20 protein-coding genes are annotated in these 23,504 nt (G+C 71.3%); 14 read left to right on the top strand and 6 right to left on the bottom strand.

Going from position 1 to position 23,504, the window contains the following annotated elements:
• Positions 1-2: 2 nt before the first annotated feature.
• A complete protein-coding gene (gene rpiA / locus WMF31_RS28655; RefSeq protein WP_436604994.1) occupies positions 3-701 on the top strand; it encodes a ribose-5-phosphate isomerase RpiA in 699 nt (232 codons plus the stop codon).
• A 50-nt stretch (positions 702-751) separates the two neighbouring features.
• Here the strand turns inward: rpiA and argH are convergent, their stop codons facing one another.
• On the bottom strand, positions 752-2,047 hold the full coding sequence (gene argH / locus WMF31_RS28650) for an argininosuccinate lyase (RefSeq protein ID WP_436604993.1): 1,296 nt from the start codon (positions 2,045-2,047) through the stop codon (positions 752-754).
• Positions 2,048-3,025 (bottom strand): hypothetical protein, encoded by a 978-nt coding sequence (locus tag WMF31_RS28645; RefSeq protein ID WP_436604992.1) that lies wholly within the window; start codon positions 3,023-3,025, stop codon positions 2,048-2,050.
• 171 nt (positions 3,026-3,196) lie between these two features.
• Between WMF31_RS28645 and fni the strand changes: the two genes are divergently transcribed.
• The 3 genes from fni (at position 3,197) to WMF31_RS28630 (ending at position 5,730) form a co-directional block, all read left to right on the top strand.
• Positions 3,197-4,285 (top strand): type 2 isopentenyl-diphosphate Delta-isomerase, encoded by a 1,089-nt coding sequence (fni, locus tag WMF31_RS28640; protein ID WP_436604991.1) that lies wholly within the window; start codon positions 3,197-3,199, stop codon positions 4,283-4,285.
• 219 nt (positions 4,286-4,504) lie between these two features.
• Positions 4,505-5,350: a GAF domain-containing protein gene (locus tag WMF31_RS28635; RefSeq protein ID WP_436604990.1), complete on the top strand. Its 846-nt coding sequence runs from the start codon at positions 4,505-4,507 to the stop codon at positions 5,348-5,350.
• Between the two features lie 2 nt (positions 5,351-5,352).
• Positions 5,353-5,730, top strand: coding sequence for a response regulator (locus tag WMF31_RS28630; RefSeq protein WP_012234398.1), 378 nt, complete (start codon positions 5,353-5,355; stop codon positions 5,728-5,730).
• A gap of 87 nt (positions 5,731-5,817) precedes the next feature.
• Here the strand turns inward: WMF31_RS28630 and WMF31_RS28625 are convergent, their stop codons facing one another.
• Positions 5,818-6,750, bottom strand: coding sequence for a GGDEF domain-containing protein (locus tag WMF31_RS28625; protein ID WP_129346509.1), 933 nt, complete (start codon positions 6,748-6,750; stop codon positions 5,818-5,820).
• A 123-nt stretch (positions 6,751-6,873) separates the two neighbouring features.
• Positions 6,874-7,608, bottom strand: coding sequence for a metallophosphoesterase family protein (locus WMF31_RS28620; RefSeq protein ID WP_436604989.1), 735 nt, complete (start codon positions 7,606-7,608; stop codon positions 6,874-6,876).
• A gap of 124 nt (positions 7,609-7,732) precedes the next feature.
• On the opposite strand from WMF31_RS28620, the gene WMF31_RS28615 reads away from it, so the two are divergent.
• The 5 genes from WMF31_RS28615 to WMF31_RS28595 all read left to right on the top strand — a co-directional run bounded on the left by WMF31_RS28615 (position 7,733) and on the right by WMF31_RS28595 (position 15,136).
• Entirely contained in the window at positions 7,733-10,966 is a 3,234-nt protein-coding gene (locus tag WMF31_RS28615) for a bifunctional [glutamate--ammonia ligase]-adenylyl-L-tyrosine phosphorylase/[glutamate--ammonia-ligase] adenylyltransferase (RefSeq protein WP_436604988.1), read from the top strand.
• Between the two features lie 50 nt (positions 10,967-11,016).
• A complete protein-coding gene (locus WMF31_RS28610) occupies positions 11,017-11,553 on the top strand; it encodes a hypothetical protein (protein WP_436604987.1) in 537 nt (178 codons plus the stop codon).
• Between the two features lie 386 nt (positions 11,554-11,939).
• Positions 11,940-13,412 carry a carboxypeptidase-like regulatory domain-containing protein gene (locus tag WMF31_RS28605; RefSeq protein ID WP_436604986.1) on the top strand — a complete coding sequence of 491 codons (1,473 nt, stop codon included), beginning with the start codon at positions 11,940-11,942 and terminating at the stop codon, positions 13,410-13,412.
• Between the two features lie 531 nt (positions 13,413-13,943).
• Positions 13,944-14,306, top strand: coding sequence for a hypothetical protein (locus WMF31_RS28600; RefSeq protein ID WP_436604985.1), 363 nt, complete (start codon positions 13,944-13,946; stop codon positions 14,304-14,306).
• Positions 14,307-14,767: 461 nt separating this feature from the next.
• Entirely contained in the window at positions 14,768-15,136 is a 369-nt protein-coding gene (locus tag WMF31_RS28595; RefSeq protein ID WP_436604984.1) for a hypothetical protein, read from the top strand.
• Positions 15,137-15,391: 255 nt separating this feature from the next.
• Here the strand turns inward: WMF31_RS28595 and WMF31_RS28590 are convergent, their stop codons facing one another.
• Both WMF31_RS28590 and WMF31_RS28585 read right to left on the bottom strand, forming a co-directional pair.
• Positions 15,392-16,339, bottom strand: coding sequence for a hypothetical protein (locus WMF31_RS28590; RefSeq protein ID WP_436604983.1), 948 nt, complete (start codon positions 16,337-16,339; stop codon positions 15,392-15,394).
• Positions 16,336-16,662: a hypothetical protein gene (locus WMF31_RS28585; protein WP_436604982.1), complete on the bottom strand. Its 327-nt coding sequence runs from the start codon at positions 16,660-16,662 to the stop codon at positions 16,336-16,338. Before WMF31_RS28585 ends, WMF31_RS28590 begins: the two co-directional genes overlap by 4 nt.
• Before the next feature lie 127 nt (positions 16,663-16,789).
• Here WMF31_RS28585 and WMF31_RS28580 point away from each other — a divergent pair, with 127 nt between their 5' ends.
• The 5 genes from WMF31_RS28580 (at position 16,790) to WMF31_RS28560 (ending at position 23,499) form a co-directional block, all read left to right on the top strand.
• Positions 16,790-17,899 carry a DUF444 family protein gene (locus tag WMF31_RS28580; protein ID WP_129346515.1) on the top strand — a complete coding sequence of 370 codons (1,110 nt, stop codon included), beginning with the start codon at positions 16,790-16,792 and terminating at the stop codon, positions 17,897-17,899.
• 5 nt (positions 17,900-17,904) lie between these two features.
• A complete protein-coding gene (locus tag WMF31_RS28575) occupies positions 17,905-19,467 on the top strand; it encodes a SpoVR family protein (RefSeq protein ID WP_436604981.1) in 1,563 nt (520 codons plus the stop codon).
• On the top strand, positions 19,464-20,735 hold the full coding sequence (locus WMF31_RS28570) for a tetratricopeptide repeat protein (RefSeq protein ID WP_436604980.1): 1,272 nt from the start codon (positions 19,464-19,466) through the stop codon (positions 20,733-20,735). The genes WMF31_RS28575 and WMF31_RS28570 overlap by 4 nt, the downstream gene beginning before the upstream one ends.
• 971 nt (positions 20,736-21,706) lie before the next feature.
• On the top strand, positions 21,707-22,264 hold the full coding sequence (locus tag WMF31_RS28565) for a hypothetical protein (protein ID WP_129346518.1): 558 nt from the start codon (positions 21,707-21,709) through the stop codon (positions 22,262-22,264).
• The gene (locus WMF31_RS28560; RefSeq protein WP_129346519.1) at positions 22,261-23,499 is read left to right on the top strand and encodes a class I SAM-dependent methyltransferase; all 1,239 of its coding nucleotides are present in this window, start codon (positions 22,261-22,263) and stop codon (positions 23,497-23,499) included. The genes WMF31_RS28565 and WMF31_RS28560 overlap by 4 nt, the downstream gene beginning before the upstream one ends.
• The last annotated feature ends 5 nt before the right edge of the window (positions 23,500-23,504 follow it).

Raw genomic sequence — 23,504 nt, 5'->3', positions numbered from 1 at the left:
GCATGAGCACTCCGGGACCGGACCCCTCCGACCTCGATCGTGTCGCTGCCGCCGCGCTCGCGCGCGTGGAGAGCGGGATGCTGCTCGGGCTCGGCACCGGGCGCGCGTCCGAGGCGTTCATCCGCCGCCTCGGAGAGCAGGTCCGCCGCGGCCTGCAGATCCAGGGCATCGCCACGTCGGAGCGCTCCGAGGCGCTCGCCCGTCGCGAGAACATCCCGCTCGTGTCGTTCGAGCAGATCGAGCGCCTCGACCTCGCCGTCGACGGCGCCGACGAGGTGACGCCCGATCTCGGCCTCACGAAGGGCCTCGGCGGCGCGCTCCTCCGCGAGCGCGTCGTCGCCTACGAGGCGGAGCGCTTCATCATCCTCGTCACGCCCGAGAAGCTCGTCGAGAAGCTCGGCTCACGCGCGCCGATCCCGATCGAGGTGGTGCCGTTCGCGGTCCCGACGGTCACGCGTCACCTCGCGGCGCTCGGCGGCAAGCCGACCGTCCGCAAGAACGCGGACGGGTTCCCCTTCCAGACCGACAACCACAACTGGATCCTCCACACGGTCTTCGGCCCGATCGACGCGCCGGCGGCGCTCGACGCCGACATCCGCAAGATCCCCGGCGTCGTGGACAACGGGCTCTTCCTCGGCATGGCGAGCGCCGTGCTGGTGGGAGAGCCCGGCGGGGTCCGGGAGCTCACGCGGCGACGCTAGCGGCTCGCGCCAGGGATCCCGGAGGGGATCCCTGACGCCGCACGGCCGCGCTACCGCGCCTGCTGACCCTCCAGCCTGCGGGCCAGGTCGTCCAGCGCGAGGTTGCCCGGGGCGCCGAGCGACACGCGCGCGCGGAGGCTCGCGGCGGCGTCGCCGGCGGGGAGCGCCGCGATCTCCGCCGCGACCTTCCGGTACGCCTCGCGGAACGGGACGCCCTGCACGGCGAGCTCGACGGCGCGATCGGTCGCGAAGCACTCCGGCGTGATCGCGCGGGCCATGCGCTCGCGGTCGAGCTCGAGCCCCGCGACGAGCCGCGGCAGGAGGCGGGAGGTCGCGAGCGCCTCGTCGAGGCCGCGCATCGTGGGCCCCTTCGTGAGCTGGAGATCGCGGTGATAGCCCGACGGGAGCGCCACGATCGACTGCACCTCGGCGAGCGCGCCCTGCACGACGGAGCAGGCCGCGCGCATGAGCTCGACGACGTCCGGGTTGCGCTTCTGCGGCATGATCGACGAGCCGGTGGTGAACGCCTCCGGCAGCCGGACGAACGCGAGCTCGCTCATCGCGAACAGGCTGAGGTCCCATGCGAGCCGGCGGCACACCGCGACCACCTGCCACGCGGCGGCGAGGATCTGCGCCTCGATGAGGCCGCGCGACGTCTGGGACGCGAGCGGGTTCAAGGCCACGCCGGCGAACCCGAGCTCGCGCGCCACGCCGACGCGATCGAGCGGGAGGTTCACGCCGAAGCCCGCGGCGCCGCCGAGCGGGCAGCGGTCGACGAGCGCCCGCGTCGCGCGGACGACGTCGACGGCGTCGGCGAGCCCCTCGACGAAGGAGGCGGCCCAGTAGCCGACGGACGACGGCACCGCCCGCTGCAGGTGCGTGTAGCCGGGCATCGGCGTCTCCGCCTCGCGCCGCGCGAGATCGAGCAGCGCGCGGGCGCCGGCCGACGCGTGCTCGGCGAGCTCGTCCAGGGCGTCGCGCTCGTAGAGGCGCATCGCGACGAGCACCTGATCGTTGCGGCTCCGGCCCGTGTGCACCTTCTTGCCCGCGTCGCCGATGCGGGCGACCAGCGCGGCCTCGATCGCGCTGTGGCCGTCCTCGTCGTCCTCGGTGAGCCGCAGCGCGCCGGCCTCGTTCTGCGCCGCGAGCGCCTCGAGCTCGCGGACGAGCGCGTCCCGCTCCGCCTCGCTGAGCACGCCGATCCGCGCGAGCCCGCGGACGTGCGCGATCGTGGCCCGCAGGTCGTACGCGAGCAGGCGCTGATCCAGCTGCCAGTCGTCCCGCGACGTGTAACGGAGCATCTGGGCGTCGGTGGCGCCCCCTTTGTCCCACAGTCGTGCGCTCATTCAGCTCCCCAGGCTCTCGTCCACGAGAGCACGGATCTCCGCAAGCTTCTTGGCCTTGCTTTCGTCGAGCGGCCGCGGCCTCGCTGCCCCGGCGGCGCCCTCGTCCACGCGCGAGAGCTCTCGCTCGAGCGCTCGCAGATCGTCCTCCGGCGTCCGCGACGGCCGGCGCTTGCCGAGGCCGAGCGCGCGGGCCAGCCAGCTCCTCGACGCGCCGATCACGAAGTCGTCCGCGGCGATCCGCTCCGGCGCGGCGCGCAGCATGCGGACGAGCGCAGCGTTGGAGCTGGCCCAGACGGCCGACTCGTCGAAGTGGGCGCGCGGCGTCACGTCGAGGTGCCGCGCGGCGATCCGGTCGGGCACGCCGTGCAGCCGGCAGTAGACGGCGAGCGCCAGGGCGAGCTCGTCGACGGGCATCTTGGTCGCCGAGTGCACCTGCACGCCGCCGCAGCCCTTCGCGTACAGGTAAGAGCCGTTCGCCACGAGGACGCCGAAGCCGAGCATCACCGCGGCGAGATCCACGGCGGGCTCGCGGTCGGGCGGCACGAGCTCGTCGAAGGCACAGGCCTCGCTCAGGAACATGAACGACACGGCGCGCACGAGGGCGGTCGTGAGCACCGTGGGGTTGCGGAGCTCCCCCGCGGAGAGGGCGACCCGGTAGCCGCCGTCGTCGCGCCGGGCGACCCGCTCGAGCTTCGTGGAAAGCGGCATCCCGCCGCACGCGCCGCTCGAGCAGCTCACGGTGCTGGCCTGCCCCTCGGGGGTGACCACCGCGAGCTCGACCTCCAGATCCTGGAGGCCGGCGTGCTCCTGCACCCGCAGCATCAGGGCGGCCACCGCCTTCGGTGAGCCGTCGTACGGATCGGGAAAGAACTCGGCCGTCGGCTGCACCAGCCCGTGGACCGGCTCGGCGCCATGCTGGAGGAGCGCGGCGATCGTACGAAGAATCCAGCGGATCTGAGATTCGTCCGGAAGGTCCATCACCCTAATGTACGCCACGCGCGCCGGCCGGTCGCGCAGTAGCTTCCAGCAGAAGGGGCGCCCGGCGTCAACGGCGCCGACATCGGGGCCTTCGGCGCGATTTTTGGCGATTGTTTGTCCATGCCACTTCCTTTGTGACGGCGGTCAGCGACCGCGTAAAGTTGGGCCCCCATGACGGATGAGGCGAAGGACATCTCCGAGAGGAAAGCCGACCACATCGAGCTCTGCGCGACGGGGGACGTCGGATTCCGGACCAAGACCACGCTCCTGGAGCAGGTCGAGCTGATCCACGACGCGCTGCCGGAGCTCTCCCTCGACGCCGTGGACACCTCGGCGCTGCTGCTCGGCAAGCGGCTCCGCGCCCCGCTCCTGATCGCCGCCATGACCGGGGGGACCGAGCGGGCGCAGTCCATCAACCAGGAGCTGTCGCGCATCGCCGAGGAGCGCGGGTACGGCTTCGGCCTCGGGAGCCAGCGGGCGATGCTGAACGGCGACGCCGCCGCGACGTACGAGGTCCGCGCCCACGCGCCGACCGCCCTGGTGCTCGGGAACATCGGCGCCGTGCAGGCGCGCTCGCTGTCCACGGACGCGGTCGCAGAGCTCGTGGCCCAGGTGGGCGCCGACGCGCTCTGCGTCCACATGAACCCCGCGATGGAGCTGGTGCAGCCGGGCGGCGATCGGGACTTCTCCGGCGCGCTGGAGGCGATCAGCCGGCTCTCGAACGAGCTCAGCGTGCCGGTCGTGGCGAAGGAGACCGGCTGCGGCATCGGCCCGGGGACGGCGTATCGCCTGGTCCGGGCGGGGGTGCGCAACGTGGATGTCTCCGGCGCCGGGGGCACCTCGTGGGTCGCCGTCGAGACCGCGCGCGCCGACGGGGCGGCCCGCTCCCTCGGCGAGACGCTCCGCGATTGGGGCGTGCCAACGGCCGCATCGGTGCTCGTCGCCCGCACCATCCGTCCTCGGTTCAAGACGATCATCGCGACCGGGGGCATCACGACCGGCCTCGACATCGCCCGGGCCCTCGCGCTCGGGGCGCATGCGGCCGGGATCGCGCGGCCGGTGCTCCAGGCCTTCATTTCCGGGGGGCGGGACGCCGCGGTGAAGTACCTGGAGAACGTCGAGGCGGAGCTCCGGGCCGTGATGTTGCTCGTCGGGGCCCGCGACATCGCCTCGCTCCGGAAGGCGCCCGCGCTGCTCGGCCGGGATCTGCGCCGGTGGAGCAAGCTGATGAAGCAGATGAAGCAAATGGAGAAGGACTGAGCGGTGGAGAGGGGGGCGGGCGGACCGGGAGGGCGGGTTTCCCGTCCCCAGGGTAGGGCGTTCGGGGCCGGTGCGCCGCCGCTGGGGGCGGCGGGGACGTCGGGCGCTCGTCTCCGTGGTGGGAGGCGTGGCGCGGCGCGGCTGCGGCCCGCGCTCGACGCTTCCGTCCGGTCAGCCCCGCATGATACGGTCCGAAGCTCTGGAGAACCCCGGGATAAAATGACGGAGAAAAAAGGGCGTCCGAGCGATCGTCCCCCCGAGGACCTGAAGAAGGAGCGCGATGCCTTCATTCAGCAGTTCTTCCGCAAGGGGGCGCAGCTGACCGAGGAGCTCCTCCGCGAGAACGAGCGCCTTCGTGACAAGATCACGGAGCTCGAGTCGGAGAACGGCAAGCTCCGCGCGCACCTTGCGAGCGACTCGGCCATCCGCGATCTGCTCCGCAAGATCGAGGAGCTCGAGCAGGAGAAGCGCGACCTCGTAACGCAGTCGGTGCGGATGGTGGCGGCCTCGGACCGCTTCAACAGCCGCTATTCGGAGGCGGAGGGGGAGCTGGCGAACCTGGCGAACCTGTACGTCGCGCTGTCGCAGCTGCACGCGGCGCGCAACGTGCGCCATGTCCTCCGCAACCTGAAGGAGCTCCTGGCGCAGTTCCTCGGGGCGGGCGCCTTCTCCGTGTACCTCGCGTCTCCTGATGGTAAGGAGCTCGTCTCGATCGCGAGCGAGGGCGTGGCCGTAGAGGAGATCGCGCGCATGCCGGTGACCGAAGGCGTCGTCGGCCAGGCATTCTCGAAGGGGGAGATCTTCTTCGACGAGACCAAGGACGTCTCCAAGGGGAGCATCGAGGACCCGGCGGCCGTGATCCCGCTCGACTTCAACGGGCGCACGGTCGGCGTGATCGCGATCTTCAGCACGCTCCCGCAAAAGACGGAGTTCGTGAACGTGGACACCGAGCTGTTCAAGCTCCTCGGGGCCCAGGCCGCCCCCGCCCTCATCAACGCGCGGCTCTTCACCGACGCCGGCCGGAAGGTGCCCGGCGTCCAGGCATTCCTGGACCTGGAGGACTGATCATGGCCGAGTATTCGTGTCTGATCGTTGAAGACTCGCCCATGATGCGGCAGCTCTTGGTCTTCGCGCTGGCGCGCGTGAAGAACCTCCGCGTCACCGAGGCGGACGACGGCGTCGATGGCCTCCGCAAGCTCGCCTCGACCAAGTACGACGTGATCATCACCGACATCAACATGCCGATCATGGACGGGCTCAAGCTCGTCAAGCGCGTGCGCACGGATCCGGTCCACAAGGACACCCCGATCATCATCATCACCACCGAGGGGTCCCAGGAGGATCGCCAGCGCGCGCTGCAGCTCGGCGCGAACGCCTACATCACGAAGCCCATCCAGGCTCCGCAGGTCATCGCCAAGGTCAAGGAGCTCCTCAAGATCGACTGAGGCGCGCGCCTTCGGGCGCGCGCCCCGTCCACGCAGGCGCCTGGCCGCCCGCGCCACCCGCGAACGCGCCCTGCCGGCTCTCCACGTCTACGGCCGCGGGCCGAACTTCAGGAGCACGCGGTTGCGGCCGGTGCGCTTCGCCTCGTAGAGCGCCTCGTCGGCCGCGGCGACGAGCTGCAGGCCGTTCTGTACGGGGATCTCGGGGTGCGCCGCGACGCCGACGCTGACCGTCGTCGGCACGCGGACCCCCTCGTGCTCGAAGACCGACCCCTCGATGAGGAGCCGCAGACGCTCGCCGAGGATGCCCGCGCTCTCGAGCCCCACGCCGCGGCACAGGATCCCGAACTCTTCCCCGCCGTAGCGGGCGAACACGTCCTCCGTGCGCACCGTGCTGCTCGCGAGCTTGGCGATCCTCGCGAGGACGTAGTCGCCGGCGAGGTGCCCGAAGGTGTCGTTGATCCTCTTGAAATGATCGACGTCGAACATGAGGAGCGACAGGTGCGCGTTGTGCCGCCGCGCATACGAGACCTCGGTCTCGATCCTGTCCAGGAAGTACTTTTTGTTGAACGCCTTCGTGAGGCCGTCGCGGAGCGCCGCGTCGTACATCTGCTGCTGAAACGACTCGTCCAGGTGGTCGTGGTAGGTGAACTTGAGGATGGTCGTCGACCCCAGGCGGATCTTGTCGCCGTCGTGCAGCGCGGCGCGCGTCACCTGCTCGCCGTTCAGCAGCGTCCCGTTGGAGCTGTTGAGGTCCTCGATCACCACCTGGCTGTCCATCTGCAGGAGGCGGGCGTGGCGCCGCGAGATGCCGTCGTCGTTCAGCCGGATGGTGGCCCCGGACGCCCGGCCGATCACGATCTCGGCGCCCTCGACGCGGTACATCTCGCCGACGTTCGAGCCGGCGAGCACGATGAGGTAGGCGCGATCCTTCGGCGAGCGCGCCGGGAGCTCCTTCTGAAGTTCCCCCATGTTGGCCACCCGCGTGGCCTCGAAGTCATCGTCGGGGGGGTGGCGGCCCATGCTCCCTTGGGATGATCCTAAATCCTTGAAGTGGGTTCAAGCGCGAGGGCATCGCGCAGGCGATGTTCCCTGTCGGGTGGGATGCGTGACGCGAGATCCCGCGCGCACGCGCGCCCGCCGCGGTCACGCGGCCCTGCCGAGCGGCACCACGAGCTGCTCGACACGGAGCTCGCCCGCGCGGAGCTCGACGAACGTCGCGTCGGCGTGGCTCGTGCCGCCCGCGCCATGGACGGCCATGCCCCGCGCGAGCGTGCCGGAGCCGCCCGCGTCGATGCACACCCTGTCGGCCTCGCCCCGCATCGAGCACGGCGCCTCGCCCACCGATCCAACGTTGATGATGCGCACGCCGCCCACCATGCGGTCGAACGGCACGTGAGAGCCGCCACAGATCACCACGTCCGCCGGGTCGTCGCCGAGGAGCGAGAGCACCTCCTCGTCGGTCATGTCGTGAGAGATCGGCTCCATCGGATCCGCCGGGGAGCCGTGGACCAGGACGAGCTCGCCGCCGTCCTCGAGCGGAAGGCGGAACGTCGGGGCGAGCCGCGCCAGCCGGGCCAGGATGAGCTCGCCCAGCTCGGTGCGCGTCGCGGCCAGCCGATCGAGCCGCGCCCGCTCGTGCTCGCTCCTCGGCCTGACCCTGTCGATGTCCAGGGTTGCCAGGGCGCGATCCGATACGCCCTGCACACAGACCGCCTTGGCCTGCGTGAGCCGGCGCCAGGTCTCGAGCGGCTTCGGACCAGGAAAGCAGAGATCTCCCGCGACGAGGAGCTGGCTGTACCCCCGACGCTCGGCGGTGGCCAGGACCGCCGCGAGCGCGTCGGCGTGGCCGTGGATATCCGAAACGCAGAGCAGTCGCACCCAGCGAGCATAGGATCCGGGAGCCATGCCGCCAAGGCGCGAGGTGGGATCCGGTCACGATAAACCGGCGGTCGGGCGCTGCGGAATCGAGGTTCGCGCCCCCACGTCTTGCTAGCCTCGGGCCATGCAACCGGTATCGAGGCTCCTGGAGATCGCGCGCGCGATCGACGAGCAACGCGTGGAGGAGCGCGCGGCGCGGCTGTCGCCTCGCCTTCCGCCCGGCTCGATGGCCTTCGCCGTCGCGGCGCTCCTCACGGCCGCCTACCCCGCGATCGGCGCGATCATCGAGGCGAACCCGGAGATCGCGGAGCGGCTCGCAGCCGAGGGGCACCTGGCGGCGCGCGACCGCGCCACGTACCTGTCCCGGATCCACGCCCGCGTCGGCGATGTCTCGGACAGCGCCCGCGTCCGCCGGGAGCTCCGGCGCGTGGCGCGCGACGAGCGGATCCGCATCGCGCTGCGCGAGCTGCTCCCGCCGTCGGTGGGCGGCGCGGACATCGACGTCACCGCGCGCGAGCTCACCGCGCTCGCCGAGGCCACGATCGAGGTCGCGCTCGCCGAGGCCGTCGCCGCCGTCACCGCGCGGTTCGGGGAGCCGCGCACGGCGGCGGGCGCGCGGTCGAAGTTCGTCGTCCTCGGGATGGGGAAGCTCGGCGGCGAGGAGCTCAACGCGGGCTCCGACGTCGACCTCATCTACCTCTACGACACCGACGAGGGGCACGTGGACCCGTCCAGCGACCGCGCCGCCTCGATCACCCTGCACGATTTCTGGGCGCGCGTCGCGCGCCGCCTCACCTCGACGCTCGAGGAGGTCACGGAGGACGGCTTCGTCTGGCGCGTGGACCTGCGGCTCCGCCCCGAGGGCAGGAGCGGCCCGCTCGTCAACTCGCTGGCCGCCGCCGAGCGCTATTACGAGGCGTTCGGCCGCCTGTGGGAGCGCGCCGCGCTGCTCCGCGCCCGCGCGATCGCCGGCGACCTCGACTTCGGCGCCGAGGCGCTCGGGGTGCTCGGCCCGTTCGTGTGGCGGCGCCAGGTCGATCCGCAGATCGCCGTCGACATGATCGAGCTCGTGGAGCGCGCCCGCACCGAGCTCTCCCACGACCCGTCGCGCGATCTCAAGCTGGGCCCCGGCGGCATCCGGGAGGCCGAGTTCTTCGTGCAGTCGCTGCAGCTCGTCTGGGGAGGGCGCGAGCCGCGGGCGCGCGCGCAGGGCATGCTCGACGGCCTGCGGCGCCTGCGCACGCTCGGGTACGTGACGGACCGGGAAGGGCGGGAGCTCGTGGAAGGCTACCTCGCGCTCCGGCGCGCCGAGCACGCCGTCCAGTCCGCGACCGGCTTGCAGACGCACCTGCTCCCCGACGGCGAGCTCGAGCTCGAGCGCCTCGCCCGGACGTTGCGCTTCAAGGACGCCGCGGCGTTCCTGGCCGATACGGAGCGGCGCCGGGGCCGGATCAAGGCGCGGCTCATGTCGCTCCTTCCGAAGGGGAGCACCCGGCCGTCGCGGTGGATCGAGGTGATGGCGGCCCTCGATCGCGGCGATCGCGACGCGTTCGCCGAGGCGCTCGCGAAGCACGCCGTGCTCGTCCTCGGCAGCCCGGGCGCCGAGCCGGAGGCCGCCGCCGGCGCGCCAGCGGCCGCCGGCGCCGCGGCGGGCGAGCTCATGGCGGACGAGCTCACGGCCGACGAGCTCGCGGCCGACGAGCTCGCCTCGCCGGGCGGCGCGCCGCCGGAGCAGGCGGCGCGGGCCACGCTGACCGCGCGCTTCCGCGACGTCGCCGACGATCTCTTCGAGCTCTCGCGGCACCCGGACGGCCTGCTCGGGGCGCGCAGCCGCGAGGCGTCCTCGACGCTCGCGGAGACGCTGCTCGCCGCGGTCGTCGACGCCGCGGATCCGGAGCAGGCCGCGCGCTTCCTCCGGCGGTGCTTCTCCCGCATCAAGCACTCCGCCGTCTACGCGCACATGCTCGGCGACGATCCGCGCGCGCTCCGCCGGCTCGTCGAGGCGCTCGGGTCGAGCGCGTTCATCGGCGACGCGATGGTCCGGTACCCCGAGCTCGTCGACGTCGTCCTGTTCGCCCGCGGCGCGCCCGGGCCCCACCTGATCCGGCACACCATCGAGGAGAGCCTCAGCGAGGCCTCGCCGGACGACGATCCCGAGGAGGCGCTCATGGCCGCGCTCCGGCGGGCCAAGGCGCGCGTCACCATCGAGGTCGGCCTCGGCGATCTGGGCGGCGAGGTCGGCACGCGCGAGGCGACGCTCGCGCTCTCGGACCTCGCCGACGCGTCGCTCGAGGCCGCGACGCGCTTCGCGCTGGGGACGCCCCCGGGCGAGCCGGTCCGGGGGCTCGCCGTGATCGCGATGGGCAAGCTCGGCGGCCGGGAGATCGGCTACGGCTCGGATCTCGACGTCTTCTTCCTGTTCGATCCCGCGTGCGCGCCGTCGGACGAGCGCGGGCCGGTGTCGGATCCCGGCACGTACTACGCGCGGCGCGCCCGCCAGATCATCCGGCTCATCTCGATGTCGCACGCCGCGGGCCCCGGCTACGAGCTCGACACGCGCCTGCGCCCGTCGGGCAGCCAGGGGCTGCTCGTCACGTCGCTCGACGCGTTCGCGCGCTACCACGGCATCCGCCAGGCGGGCGAGCCGGTCGCGGCGTCGACGGAGCCGGAGCCGCCGTCCGGCCCGCGGCCCGCCCGCGCCGCGGTGTGGGAGCGGCTCGCGCTGATCCGGGCGCGCGCGGCCGCCGGGGACCCCGCGCTCGGGGCGGAGGCGATCGCGATCGCGCACGACGCCGCCTACCTCCAGGCGGACGACTTCGATCGCATCGCCGAGGAGATCCACCGCCTGCGGCTCCGCATGGAGCACGAGCTGTCGCACGAGCGCCGGGGCCGGCGCGACTTCAAGCTCGGGCGGGGCGGCCTCGCGGACATCGAGTTCGCGGTGCAGCTCCTGCAGATGCGCCACGGCGCCGATCCTCGCGTGCGCACCACCGAGACGCTCGCGGCGATCGACGCGCTCGCCTCGGCCGGGTACCTGTCCGCGCAGCACGCCGAGACCTTCCGGGACGGCCACGCGTTCCTGCGCAAGCTCGAGCAGCGGATCCGCATCGTGCACGCGGACGCGTCGCAGCTGCTCGAGGAGAACGCGCCCGGGGTGCCGCTCCTGGCGCGACGGATGGGCATCCGGGGCCGCACCGCGGCCGAGGCCGCGAGGGAGCTGCTCGCGCGCTACGGCGAGATCACGAGGCGCGTCCGCCGGGCGTACGACGCCATCGTCGCGCGCGGGGCGCGGGAGGCGGACAGGGCCGCGAGCGGGGCGCCAGGCGGCGAGGGGAGCTCGCCCGGCGAGGCGCGCTGACGGTTGCCGTTGACCCTCGCCGGGCGCGGTGGAATGCCTGGCGCGAGCCGATGACCACCCAGAGCGAGCAGCCCCGAGAGCCCGCGGCCGGGCGCCGTTGCAACACCCAGCCGATCTCCCTCGACAGCCTCATCGCCGCGCACCCGGATGCGCTGGAGCAGATCTACGCGACCGGCAGGCCCGCGGATCCGGCGGAGCTCGGCGACGCGCCCCGAGGGCGGCTCCTCGCCCTGCACCCGACGGCCAGGGTTCACCTGGCGACACGCCCGCTCGTCTCGGCGCTCGCGTCGGACTGGATGCCCTGGAAAGGCAACGAGTTCGATCACGGGGGAAACTCCGGCACGAACGTGGTCTTCGGCAGCAAGGTGTGCCGCTTCAAGGCGCAGCTCGCGCCCTCGGAGGTCGACGGCATGCCGACGCTCGCGCTGACGTACGGCGAGAAGGCCTTCGGCAATCCGTGGCCCGTGAGCGCGCTCAAGGACGAGCTGCGGACCGTGGGGAACGGGTTCGCGATCGGCCCGGTGCTGCTGCGATGGCAGGACCGATGGCGCGTTGTCCTCTGGTTCGGGCTCGCGCGTGTGCATTGACACCGATCTCCCGCCCGTCCGGCGCCCCGCCCCCCGGGCGGGCCGCCGGACCAGCGCTGGCGCCGCCGTTCCCAGTCCGCCGCGGGCGCGCGAAGGAGGGGTTCCCGCGCGACGCGTGTCATGAATCGTGACACGTCGAAGGTGTGTGATCGCGTTACACACCCTCTCGCCATGTCGCATGGCGAGAGCTGCTGTCTGGATCGCCCGATACGCCACGCGCGTGTCCTGCGCGGAGGCGGCAGGTCGAGAAATCAGGGCTCGCCCGGATCCACCATCGCTCCATCCCTGCTCTTGCATGGACATGCTTCCCGATCTCTACCCCCTCGCCTACCATGGAGAGTGGGCGCAGCAGGGTACCTTCGCCCGCATCGCCCGGGAGGCTCGATATGTTGACTTGGGCACGCAAGGCGGGCGTCTGGATGGCTGCGATCGCCGCGGCGCCGAGCGTCATCGCCGGCTGCGCCTGCGGTGATACCGGGGGCACGGCGATGTCGGCGACCGGCGGCGCGGGGCCTTCCGGGAGCGGGAGCGGCGGCGGGTTCGGGACCCTCGCGTCGGTAGGCGGCAGCGGCGGCGGCGAGGGCGGCGACGGCCCGTGCGAGGGCCTCGAGTGCCAGCAGGTCGTCTGCTCGGGCGGGGCGAAGACCACGGTGAGCGGCACGGTGTACGACCCGGCGGGGCGGCTGCCGCTCTACAACGCGATCGTCTACGTCCCCAACGCGCCGCTCGACGAGATCACGGACGGCGCGACGTGCGAGCAATGCGGCGCGGAGCTCTCGGGCTCGCCGATCGCGACGGCGCTGACCGACACGCACGGGAATTTCGTCCTGGAGGACGTCCCGGCCGGCGAGGACATCCCGCTCGTGGTCCAGGTCGGCAAGTGGCGGCGCCAGATCACGCTCCCGGTGGTCAACGCGTGCGAGGACAACCCGACCGAGGCCGGCACCATCCGGCTGCCGCGCAACAAGGCCGAGGGGCACATCCCCAAGATCGCGCTGACGACGGGCGGCGCCGATCCGCTCGAGTGCCTGCTGCGGCAGCTCGGGATCGACGACAGCGAGTTCACCCTGGAGACCGGGGACGGGCGGATCAACCTGTTCGCCGGCCAGGCGCCCGCGAGCTTCCGCGTGACGACCCAGTACACGAGCTCCCTCAACGAAGGCGCGGAGTTCACGCCGGCCACGAGCCTCTGGGGGACCGTCGAGAGCCTGCAGAAGTACGATATGGTGATCCTGGCCTGCGAGGGGGATCCGTTCGCCAGCAGCAAGCCCGAGAGCGCGCGTCAGGCCCTGTTCGACTACACGTCGCTCGGCGGGCGCGTGTTCGCGTCCCACTGGCACAACCACTGGCTGAAGCAAGGGCCGGAGCCGTTCCCGGACGCGGCGGTCTGGGACAACAACATCGAGGACCCGGTGAGCCCGCTGACGGCGACCGTGGACACCAGGTTTCCGAAGGGCGAAGCCCTCGCGGACTGGCTCTTCAACGTCGGGGCGTCGACCGTGCGGGGCGAGCTCGAGATCCACGAGCCGCAGCACACGGTCAGCGCGGTGAACGGCGACATGGCGACCCGGTGGATCTACTACGATGAGCCCGAGCCGGCGGGGGTCCAGTATTTCACGTTCAACACGCCCATCGGCGTCGAGGAGGAGGAGCAGTGCGGCCGCCTCGTGTTCACCGACATCCATGTCTCTGCGGGGGGGATCATGGGCGCGGAGGACATGACGGGCCCGCCGTTCCCGGAGGGCTGCTCTGACACGGAGCTGACGCCGCAGGAGAAGGCGCTGATCTTCATGCTGTTCGACCTCTCCGCGTGCATCGTGCCCGACGATGAGCCGCCGCCGGTCCCCGTGCCGAGGTGATGGCCCAGAGGGCCGAGCGCCCTCGAGCGCCGGCCCTGGGGCGCCTCCCAGGGGCGCTCTACGATCGTCAGCGCCTCCCCGATGCAGACCGGCTCGCCCCGGGCCGCCTCGACCGAGCCTCCGGGCCCGGGAGGCCTGTCGAGGCCGCTGCGCGCTGGCGCGGGCGCACATCGGATCTCGTCGGGTCGAGCCTTAACCCATCTCCGGAACATCCTGTCGCGGTCCGCCGCGCCCGATCTCGCGTACGCGCCGCTGGGGCTCGGCGCCCGGCATCCGGCGCGATCGGAGGCAGATTCACGCGGGCGGCGCGCCGTGCCGCGCGGCGTCGCGCGCTCCGGCCGATGGCCATCGAGCAGAGGAAAACGACAACAATGACAAGAGGCTGTCGCGGTGGGAAGCACCACGCAGATACGGAATGTCATCCATGCGTGGTCCGGGGATCCTGCTAGGATGATCCTCGGCCGCGGTGCGGCGCCACATCCCGGAGCCTGGGTCGTTGGCTATCGGCCAGTCCGAAGGAGCGTGCCTACGATGGTCCAGCATCGCCCTACGCCAGAGGCCGCATGTCGGGCCATCGAACGCAGGCCTCGCGAGGACTGCAGCGCGCTCCGGCCGCTCGGGGGGTCGCAGGACGTCGGGCGCACGGAGGCGCCCTCGCTGCAGAGCGCGATGGGGGCGATGTGCGGCGTGATCGAGGTCGACGGGGCTCAGGTCGGTCCTGCGTCGCCCTCGCCGTCGTCGTGCCGGTACTTCATGGGCCGGCGCGGCGACGCGAGCTGCCCGCTCTGCGCGAGGCGGGCGCGCTCGGGATCGGCGCCCCATGGCCTCGCGGGGGCATCTCGCCATTTCCTGACCGCCACGTGGGTGGTCCTCATGGTCGGCGAGCCCTCGTGAGCGCGGCGCTGAGCGAGCCTCGTGAGCGCGGCGCTGAGCGAGCCTCGCGAGCGCCGCGCTGAGCGAGCGCTGCCGGGAGCGAGCCGCTGCGCGCGCTGTCGGGGACGAGCGCTCGTGGGCGCCGCGCTGCGCGAGCGCTGCTGGCGCCGGGCGGCAGCAGGCCCGCGCGCCGGTCGAGCGGGACGGGCGACGGATGCCGGCGACCGACGCTGTCGACGCGTCGATGCGCCGAGGAGGAAGAAGAAGATGACGATGAGGATGGGCGCCCCGCGGGGAGCGACGCGCCCGGTGCTGCGGCTCAGCTGGCCGCCGAGCGCTTTCCGCCGGTCGCGCGCTTCTGCCCGGCCCTCGGCGCGCCTGGCCGCGCTGCCCCTGGCCGCCTTGCCCCGGAGCGCCCGGTCGTCGAGCGCTGCTTCGGCGCCCCCGGTCGCTGCGGCGCCGCCCTCTTCGCCCCCGCTGCCTTGCTGCGCACGGTCTTCCGTGTGGCCGTCGTCCCTGCCGCGCCCCGCGCGCGCCCCGCCGCCCGGCCGGCTTCGGACCTCTTCCTCGTGGTCGACGCCTTCTTGGGGGCAGCGCCCCGCTGCCGGCTCGTCTGCGCCGCGCCCGTCTTCCTGGTGGCGCCCGTCTTCGTGGTGCGCGTCTTCTTCGGCGAGGCGCCGCGCGTCGCGCCCGACCGCGTCCCGGCGCCTGTCTTGCGAGGCCCCTTCCTGGCCTGGGTTGCCCTCCGGGCCTGGCTCGCGGTCTTCCTCGTGCTGCCGGCAGCGGCCCTGGTCTTCTTTCCCGGGGCCGTCTGCCCGGCCTCTCCCCGGGATGTCGCGGGCGCTGGCTGATCCCGCTCGCCGCTCCCGACCCGCTTTCTCTGCCTGGACGTATCCTTCGTCGTCTCGCCTCTCGGCATTGAGCCCTCCCTCCGAGCTCTCTCGACATGAGCTCGCTCGTGGACTCATGGTGCCACAGCCTTCCCTCTTTCCCGGTCGGAAAGTCGGCGGGGGAGACCGGAATCGAAATCAGGATCTGCTGTAGCCCACCCCGGCGGAAGCGCCTATTGCGCGTCAGGCCATCGGCAGATCGCCTCTGCGAACCGCTCAGAAATCCCAGTCGAAGCCGAGCCGGGCGCCGGTCTTGAGGTTCCACTGGGCGGGCCGCCGGTGGGTCTCGAGCACGTGCTCGAGCGCGATCCCGATACCGGCCCAGGGCATGATGTTCCGCACCCGCAGGGCGGAGACGCCGACCAGCGCGCCGAGCCGCAGCCCGGGGCTCACGCGGGGGTCGTCCTGGGTGAAGTACGCGAGCGAGGCGATCTCGGCCTCGTAGTGCCAGGTGAGATCGTTGTGCCGCAGCACGAGCGGCAGCGCGGCGACGAAGCTGATGGGGAAACGGGTCTTGGTCTCCGTCTGATCGAGCTGCGCCGTGCCGCCGAACTCGCCGCCGGCGAGGAACGTCCAGCGCTCGTTCAGCCCCCGGCCGAGCAGCAGCCGCGCCGAGCCGCCGGCGCCGAGGAGCGCCCGGCCGTCGGCGCTCTCCAGGACCACGAGGCCGCCCCCCTCCAGGTTGAGCGTCGTCCGGTAGGCGTCGGTCTCGCGCCCCCGGAACGCGGGCGACGGGCGGAGCCAGAACGGGCACTCGGCGTCGGGTCCGTGCGCGCGGCGCATCGCCTCCGAGAGGAGCGCGCGCACCCGCGTGGCGAACAGGAGATCCGCGACCTCGCCGAGGTCTCCCCCGCGCCGCCGGAACGCCTCCTCGACGGGCCCGCCGAGGTCGCGGATCCGCGCGTCGAGCACGTCGAGCGCGGCGACGCGCGCCTCCGGGGGCGCCGAGCACACGCTCATGAGCGCCGGCGACATCATCTCGTCGATCTCGTACCGGTCGATCGTCCAGCCGAGCGACTGCTGCATCTCGACCATCTTCTCGAGATCGACGAGCAAGCCGACCACCGCGAGGTCGCGCGGCGCCTCCCCCGGCGGCGCGGCCGTGGCGTCGCGCGCGGCGGTCGCCGCGAGCAGCGCGGCGAGCACGAGGCCCGGCGCCTTCACGGCGGCCTCTCCCGGCGGCGCTCGCGTCGTTCGTCCCGTGCGGGCGACGCCGCCGCAGCGCCTGCCCAGGCCCGGTCGGCCTCGCGGCCGTCGTCGACGCACCTGCCGCTGCCGCAGGTGCCCTGCGCGCACGCGGCGCAGCAGCGGTCCGTCGCGCCCTCGCGACGGAGTCGGTTCGCCCGATCGACCGGCGCGTCCAGCCATGCGTCGAGGGCGCTTGCGTCCGTGCGCTCGGGCAGCCCGGCGAGCTCCTCGCCGGAGCCGCTGCCGCGGACCGGGAGAGCGAGGACGACGGCGACGGGCGCACCGGCGCGAGCGATCACGCCCCGAGGCTATCATGGGCGCGGTCCACGGCGGGCGGGCGTGAGGGCGGGGCGGGGGCGACGTGGGACGACGGCATCGCGCCGAACGTGCGGACCGGAGACCGATTCCGATGCTACACTCGTCGGCGTGTCGTTGAAGATCGACCAGGATCACGGGCGCTTCCGTCAGATCGTTCGCGGTCGCATCCGCGAGAACCTGCGCAAGTACATCTCTCAAGGCGAGCTCATCGGCCGCAAGGGCAAGGACCTCGTCTCGATCCCCATCCCCCAGATCGACATCCCGCGCTTCCGCTTCGGCGACAAGCAGCGGGGCGGCGTGGGGCAGGGCGATGGCAACCCCGGCGACCCGGTGGGCGGCTCCGATGACAAGCAGCCGGGGCAGGGGCAGGCCGGCAGCGGCGAGGGCGACCACCTCCTCGAGGTCGACGTCACGCTCGAGGAGCTCGCCAGCATCCTCGGCGAGGAGCTCGAGCTGCCCGACATCCAGGACAAGGGCAAGAGCAAGATCTCGAACGCCCACGATCGCTATTCGGGCATCCGCCGGGTCGGCCCGGAGTCGCTGCGCCACTTCAAGCGCACCTACCGCGAGGCGCTGAAGCGGATGATCGCGAGCGGGACGTTCCGCCCGACGGCGCCGGTCGTCGTGCCGATCCCCGACGACAAGCGGTACCGCTCGTGGAAGACGATCACCGAGCCGGTCGCGAACGCCGTCATCATCTACATGATGGACGTCTCGGGCTCGATGGGCGACGAGCAGAAGGAGATCGTGCGCATCGAGTCGTTCTGGATCGACGCGTGGCTGACCCGCCAGTACAAGGGCCTCGAGTCGCGGTTCATCATCCACGACGCGATCGCCCGCGAGGTCGACCGGGAGACGTTCTTCCACACGCGCGAGTCCGGTGGCACCATGATCTCGAGCGCCTACAAGCTCTGCTCGCAGATCATCGACAACGACTACCCGCCGGACGAGTGGAACATCTACCCGTTCCATTTCTCCGACGGCGACAACTGGTCGATGGACGACACGCTCTCGTGCGTGGACGTGCTCAAGACCCAGATCCTGCCGCGGGTCAACATGTTCGCCTACGGGCAGGTGGAGAGCCCGTACGGCTCGGGGCAGTTCATCAAGGACCTGAAGGAGCACTTCTCGCACGACGATCGGGTCGTGGTGAGCGAGATCAGGGACAAGGACGCCATCGTGGGCAGCATCAAGGACTTTCTCGGGAAGGGGAAATAAGCGGCATGAGCAAGTTCGCGCTGAACACCGCGCTGCCCCGTTACCTGCGCACCGAGAAGGAGCGCATCGAGAATATCGCCCGGGGCTACGGGCTCGACTTCTTCCCGGTGATCTTCGAGATGCTGACGTACGACCAGATGAACGAGATCGCGGCGTACGGCGGCTTCCCGAGCCGCTACCCGCACTGGCGGTTCGGCATGGAGTACGAGCAGCTCTCGAAGAGCTACGAGTACGGCCTCTCGAAGATCTACGAGATGGTCATCAACAACAACCCCTCGTACGCCTACCTGCTCGAGGGCAACTCGCTGACCGACCAGAAGCTCGTGATGGCGCACGTGTACGCGCACGTCGACTTCTTCAAGAACAACTTCTGCTTCCGGTCGACCGACCTCGATCAGCGCGGCCCGCTCGTCGACCCCGTCCGGCGGAGCGAGGGCTACGACCCCGACCGCAAGTGGATCGACAAGATGGCGAACCACGGCGCGCGCGTGTCGCGCCACATCGAGCGCCACGGCATCAACAAGGTCGAGGCGTTCATCGATCACTGCCTGTCGCTCGAGAACCTGATCGATCCGTGGGCCCCGTTCACGGGCCGCCCCGCGCCGAGGGAGGAGGAGGAGCCGGCGGAGGAGCCGCTCGACACGTACAAGCTCCGCGCGAAGGAGTACATGGACTCCTTCATCAACCCCGAGGAGATCCTCGCGGCGCAGAAGCGGAAGCGGCAGGAGCAGAAGAAGCCCGAGCGCAAGGTGCCGGAGCGCCCCGAGCGCGACGTGCTCAAGTTCCTGCTCGATCACGCGCCGCTCGATCGGTGGGAGCGCGACGTGCTCGACATCATCCGCGAGGAGGCCTATTACTTCGTGCCGCAGCGCCAGACGAAGATCATGAACGAGGGGTGGGCCTCGTACTGGCACTCCAAGATGATGACCGAGAAGGTCCTCGATGCGTCGGAGATCATCGACTACGCCGAGAACAACGCGGGGGTCATGGCGACGGCGCCGGGGCGCTTCAACCCGTACAAGGTCGGCGTGGAGCTCTACCGGTACATCGAGGAGCGGTGGGACAAGGGCCGGTTCGGCCGCGAGTGGGAGGAGTGCACCGACCTCGACGCGAAGCGCACGTGGGACATGCGCCTCGGCCTCGGCCGCGAGAAGATCTTCCAGGTGCGCGCGCTCTACAACGACGTCACCTTCATCGACGAGTTCCTGACGCCGGAGTTCGTGATCGATCAGAAGATGTACACGTTCGGCTTCTCCGGGCGGAACGACCGGTTCGAGATCGAGAGCCGCGAGTTCAAGGAGGTGAAGGACAAGCTCCTCTTCCAGCTCACGAACTTCGGTGACCCCTACATCCGCGTCGTCGACGCGAACTACGGCAACCGCGGCGAGCTCCTGCTCGAGCACGTGCACGGGGGGTTCGACCTGCGCGCCGACTATGCGCGCGAGACGCTCGTGGCGCTCGTCCGGTGCTGGAAGCGGCCGGTCGGCGTGGCGACGAAGATGGACAACAAGCCTGTGCTGCTCCGCTACGACGGCAAGGAGCACTCGATGACCCCGTACAAGCTGTGAGCGGCGGCGGATCGATGCGGCGGCTCGCGTGGCTGCTCGCGGTCGCCGGCTGCGCCGCCGCGCCGCCGCAGGCGTCCGCTCCATCCGTCCCGTCTGGAACGCCGACGCCGGCCGAGAGCGGCGCAGCGTCAGCCGCGGCGCCGGCGGAGAGCGGCGCGGCGCCGGCGGGGAGCGGCGCGACGCCGGCGGGGAGCGGCGCGGCGCCGGCGGGGAGCGGCGCGACGCCGGCCGCGGCGCCGGTCGGCTCGGGCGTCCCGCTCGACGCGCCGTCCACCAGCGAGGAGGCCGCCGCGAGCCCTCCGCCGCGGGTCGCGCGCGGCACCGGCACGGCCGCGGACAGGAAGCTCGAGGAGGGCGACGTCGCCTACGCGAACGGGGATTTCGCCGCCGCGGAGGCGGCGTATCGCGCGGCCGTCCGGCTCGACAGGAAGGACGCCGCGGCCATCGTGGGCGTCCAGCGCGCGGCGATCGCCAGGGCGGGCGTCTCCGCCGAGTACAACGGCGCCCCCAACGACAGGACGCTGCTCGCGGCGATCCCGGAGCTGCGTCGCGCCGCGGCGCTCGAGCCCGGTTATGCGCCGGCGCACCTCGAGCTTGGCCGCGCGCTCCTCGTCCTCGGCCGCGCGGACTCCGCGCTCGTCGAGCTCACGCGGGCGGCGGAGCTCGCTCCGGGCGACGCCGAGGCCCGCTCCGCGCTCGGCGTCGCGCACCTCGCGCTCGGCGACCTGCAGGACGCCGTCCGTGAGCTCACGCGGTCCGCCGAGCTTGCCCCAGGCGACGCCGAACGGCAGGCGAACCTCGGGACAGCGCTCCTGGCTGCGGGGAGGACCGCCGACGCGATCCGCGCGTACGAGCGCGCCGCGAGGCTCTCGCCCGCCGACGCGCGCCTGCAGAACGACCTCGGGACCGCCCTGCTCGCCGCGAACGATCCGGCGCGCGCCGTCCCGCACCTCGAGGCGGCCGTGGCGCGCGATCCGGCGCGCGCCACCTACCGCTCGAACCTCGGCTACGCGCACCACCTCCGCGGCGATCTGCAGAAGGCGACCGCGCTCTACCGCGAGGCGCTGAAGCTCGACGAGCGGCTCGGCAGCGCGTGGATCAACCTGGGTAACGCGCTCGCGCAGTCGGGCCAGCTGAAGGAGGCGCGCGCCGCGTACGAGAGGGCGCGCGCCATCGACCCGTCGGATCCGCGCGTGAAGGCCGTGATGGACGAGCTCGACGCGATCGAGCGGCGCCGCGACGCGCCGAGCCGCGCCGCGCCGAGGTGAGAGGCGGTCACTCCGCCGCGCCGCGCTCGGTCGCGACGGACTGCCCTCCATGTCAAGCCCAATCGCCCCAGGATCGTCCTGGGTCGACCTGCGTTGTCGCGCCCACGCGCGCTCCCCGGGCCCCCGCGGCGGCAGCGCGCGTTGCCTGGCCGCGCGTGCGCCTGCCCGAGAGAGGCCGACTCGGCGTCACGATCCGTCGCAGGCGACGCCGTGGGCGCGCGCACCGATCTCCGCGCACTTCCGTGGCCATTCGCGATCGATCCACGATGGGTGAGCCCGCCCGCGCCGGCCCGGCAGGAAACGGTTGACAGGGGCGGTGCGCCTTCGATTCCCTCTCTCCCACGGCATCGAATGCCTCGCTGCTCCAGCCGCTCTCCGCGCAGCGAGGGCGCTCCAGGGTGAACCGTGTGGCACAACCCACAGATCGATCCGGCGACAGTCGGTCAGCCCCTGGACAGGGGCGCCCAACAGGACCGGACCGCACCAGGACGCCGCGGTGGGGCCGCGCCACGCGCGACGAGGTGCCCCGCTGAGACAGGGCGACGAGGATCAACGGCGCGACACGCCCGCCCTCGGCGCTCCGGCGACGCGAGGCCCAAAGAGGCGCTCTGCGCCATCCGGGCCGTCGAGGCCGCGATCCCGGTGCGAATTTCCCCCCGCGGCCGCCACGGATCCGTGGCTGCGCGCACGCGAGCACGCTGGAAAGATCAGTCCGAACCGTAGTTTGTATACATGGGACCACATGATAATCGGAGCAGTGAGTGGAGATTATGTTGTATGGCTAACAACTCTGTCGCGATATCGTGGCATGCCCGGTGCTTGCCGGGCCCCGCTGACGCTCGCTTCGTGAGCTTGCCGCCGTTTGAGCCAGAGTGGCGCCCGCTGGAGCCGCGCGATGCACTCGACGGCGCACCCCAGACCCGGGTACTCTCCTTCGTGCCTCATCTTGTCAACCAACCCCCGAGGCTTTGATGTCCGTTTCCAAGCAGGCCGACATAGCCCCGACGCTGCGACCGCCGCCGGCACCTGTGGCGGACGGCATGATCATCTCTGCGAACTTCTCGGTCAGTGGCTTCAGCAAGCGCTGGAACCACTGTCATCAGCTGGCCAATTTCCTAGCGCGGTACGCCAGCGCCAACGAGGACGACCCCGAGCGCCATGCCACTCTCCTGTCGACCTTCTTCAACGAGCTGCTCGAAGCCGTCTATCGCAATCATGGGCCCAGTGGTGAAATAAGGATACGGTTCCGGAAGAGCCAGAGTCACATCTCCGTCGAGGCGGAGGTCCCTGTCAACGAACAGAGCGCCAGGTTTTACAACCACGCCGTCCAGCTCGTCAATCAGCCCGATCCGATGTCGTGGTATCGAGAGCAGCTCGAGAACGACGTCCCGGATGACGACGCGCAGGCCCTCGGGCTCTTGGAGCTCGCCGTCGTGTATGGCTCGAAACTCAGTATCACAGAACCCACGGGCGGGGGCTCGCTACTGCTGGCCATTCAGTTCCCGTTCACTGAGGTAGACGAATTATGACTGCTTCGATCGGTCGCGAATCCGTCATCCCGCCTTCGTCCTCGAGCGGCCTCCCGTCGTGGCGCTCGCAGGTCACGTTCAGCATGCGCGTGGACCAGACGGACCAGGAGGTCGCGCTGTCGGGCATGCTGCGGCCGTTTGGCGCCGATCAGATGAGGGCCATTCGAGGCACGCTCGAGACGGCGGCCAAGAACGCGAGGGGCGAGCTGTGCCTGGACTTCAAGCGCCTCAAATACATGAACAACGTCGCGTTCCTGGAGATCAACAGGTTCGTGCGCTGGGCCGTCGAGGCGCGGCCCAACCTCAAGATAAAGCTCATCATCTCGAGCGTCATCCCGTGGGCCATCCGCAAGTTCCAGGTCATCGCGGAGATCTACCCCAACGTCTCCGTCGAGATCTACGACATGGCGTTCTACCCGATCCAGCGGATGCTGGAGGACGCCGAGTTCATCGACGTGCTCCGGCTCCAGGAGCGGATCATCTGGGAGCACGAGCGGAAGATCCTCCCGCACCACGGCCTCATGCCGGGGATGAGGATCGCGGACATCGCGTGCGGCCTCGGGTACTTCGCGGTGATGCTCCAGAAGGACTTCAAGCCCGAGTACCTGGTCGGCGTCGACCACTCCCGCCCGTCGCTCCGGTACGCGCAGGAGATGGCGAAGCGGCTCGGGATGGAGGACGTCGAGTACCAGTACGGCGACGCCGCGACGCTCCTGTTGCCCGACAACTCGTTTGATTTCGTGGCCTGCCGCCTCGCGCTGCAGGTCTTCCATCAGCCCGAGATGATCATGCAGGAGCTCTATCGCATCTGCAAGCCGGGCGGGCGCATCTACATCACCAACGAGATGATGTCGTGCAACTACGGGTGGCCCGACTACGAGCTCATCCGCGCGACGTACCAGCGCATCCTCGAGCTGGGCAAGATGGTGGGGATGGATCTCGATATCGGGATGAAGACCCGGCAGGTGCTCACGGACGCCGCGCTCGAGGACATCAAGATCAACCTCATCGACATCACCAACATGAACACCGACTGCTACGACTTCGCGCGGGTCGTGGAGAGCTGGATCAACGGGACGAGCCAGATGGCGGCCACCGCCGGCACGCCGCCCGAGTTCCACCAGGAGATCAGCGCCGGGCTCAAGGTCCACATGGCGACCATCACGAACCCGAAGGGCCTCGCGTCCTGGCCCATCTACGCGGGCTCGGGGCGCAAGCCCGTCAAGATGGTGTAGGCCGC

It is taken from the genome of Sorangium sp. So ce1036 (assembly GCF_051369805.1).
Classification (GTDB): Bacteria; Myxococcota_A; Polyangia; order Polyangiales; family Polyangiaceae; genus Sorangium; species Sorangium cellulosum_F.
Note: the sequence above shows the minus strand (reverse complement) of the source record. Positions and strands in the feature narration are given on the sequence as shown.

What these genes read in the sequence shown, in the direction of transcription:
- WMF31_RS28565 (WP_129346518.1), top strand. Translation starts at nt 21,707, where the DNA reads ATGTCCGTTTCCAAGCAGGCCGACATAGCCCCGACGCTGCGACCGCCG.
- WMF31_RS28625 (WP_129346509.1), bottom strand. Translation starts at nt 6,750, where the DNA reads ATGGGCCGCCACCCCCCCGACGATGACTTCGAGGCCACGCGGGTGGCC.
- argH (WP_436604993.1), bottom strand. Translation starts at nt 2,047, where the DNA reads ATGAGCGCACGACTGTGGGACAAAGGGGGCGCCACCGACGCCCAGATG.
- WMF31_RS28645 (WP_436604992.1), bottom strand. Translation starts at nt 3,025, where the DNA reads ATGGACCTTCCGGACGAATCTCAGATCCGCTGGATTCTTCGTACGATC.
- WMF31_RS28575 (WP_436604981.1), top strand. Translation starts at nt 17,905, where the DNA reads ATGAGCAAGTTCGCGCTGAACACCGCGCTGCCCCGTTACCTGCGCACC.
- WMF31_RS28615 (WP_436604988.1), top strand. Translation starts at nt 7,733, where the DNA reads ATGCAACCGGTATCGAGGCTCCTGGAGATCGCGCGCGCGATCGACGAG.
- WMF31_RS28630 (WP_012234398.1), top strand. Translation starts at nt 5,353, where the DNA reads ATGGCCGAGTATTCGTGTCTGATCGTTGAAGACTCGCCCATGATGCGG.
- WMF31_RS28635 (WP_436604990.1), top strand. Translation starts at nt 4,505, where the DNA reads ATGACGGAGAAAAAAGGGCGTCCGAGCGATCGTCCCCCCGAGGACCTG.
- fni (WP_436604991.1), top strand. Translation starts at nt 3,197, where the DNA reads ATGACGGATGAGGCGAAGGACATCTCCGAGAGGAAAGCCGACCACATC.
- WMF31_RS28600 (WP_436604985.1), top strand. Translation starts at nt 13,944, where the DNA reads ATGGTCCAGCATCGCCCTACGCCAGAGGCCGCATGTCGGGCCATCGAA.
- WMF31_RS28605 (WP_436604986.1), top strand. Translation starts at nt 11,940, where the DNA reads ATGTTGACTTGGGCACGCAAGGCGGGCGTCTGGATGGCTGCGATCGCC.
- rpiA (WP_436604994.1), top strand. Translation starts at nt 3, where the DNA reads ATGAGCACTCCGGGACCGGACCCCTCCGACCTCGATCGTGTCGCTGCC.
- WMF31_RS28560 (WP_129346519.1), top strand. Translation starts at nt 22,261, where the DNA reads ATGACTGCTTCGATCGGTCGCGAATCCGTCATCCCGCCTTCGTCCTCG.
- WMF31_RS28610 (WP_436604987.1), top strand. Translation starts at nt 11,017, where the DNA reads ATGACCACCCAGAGCGAGCAGCCCCGAGAGCCCGCGGCCGGGCGCCGT.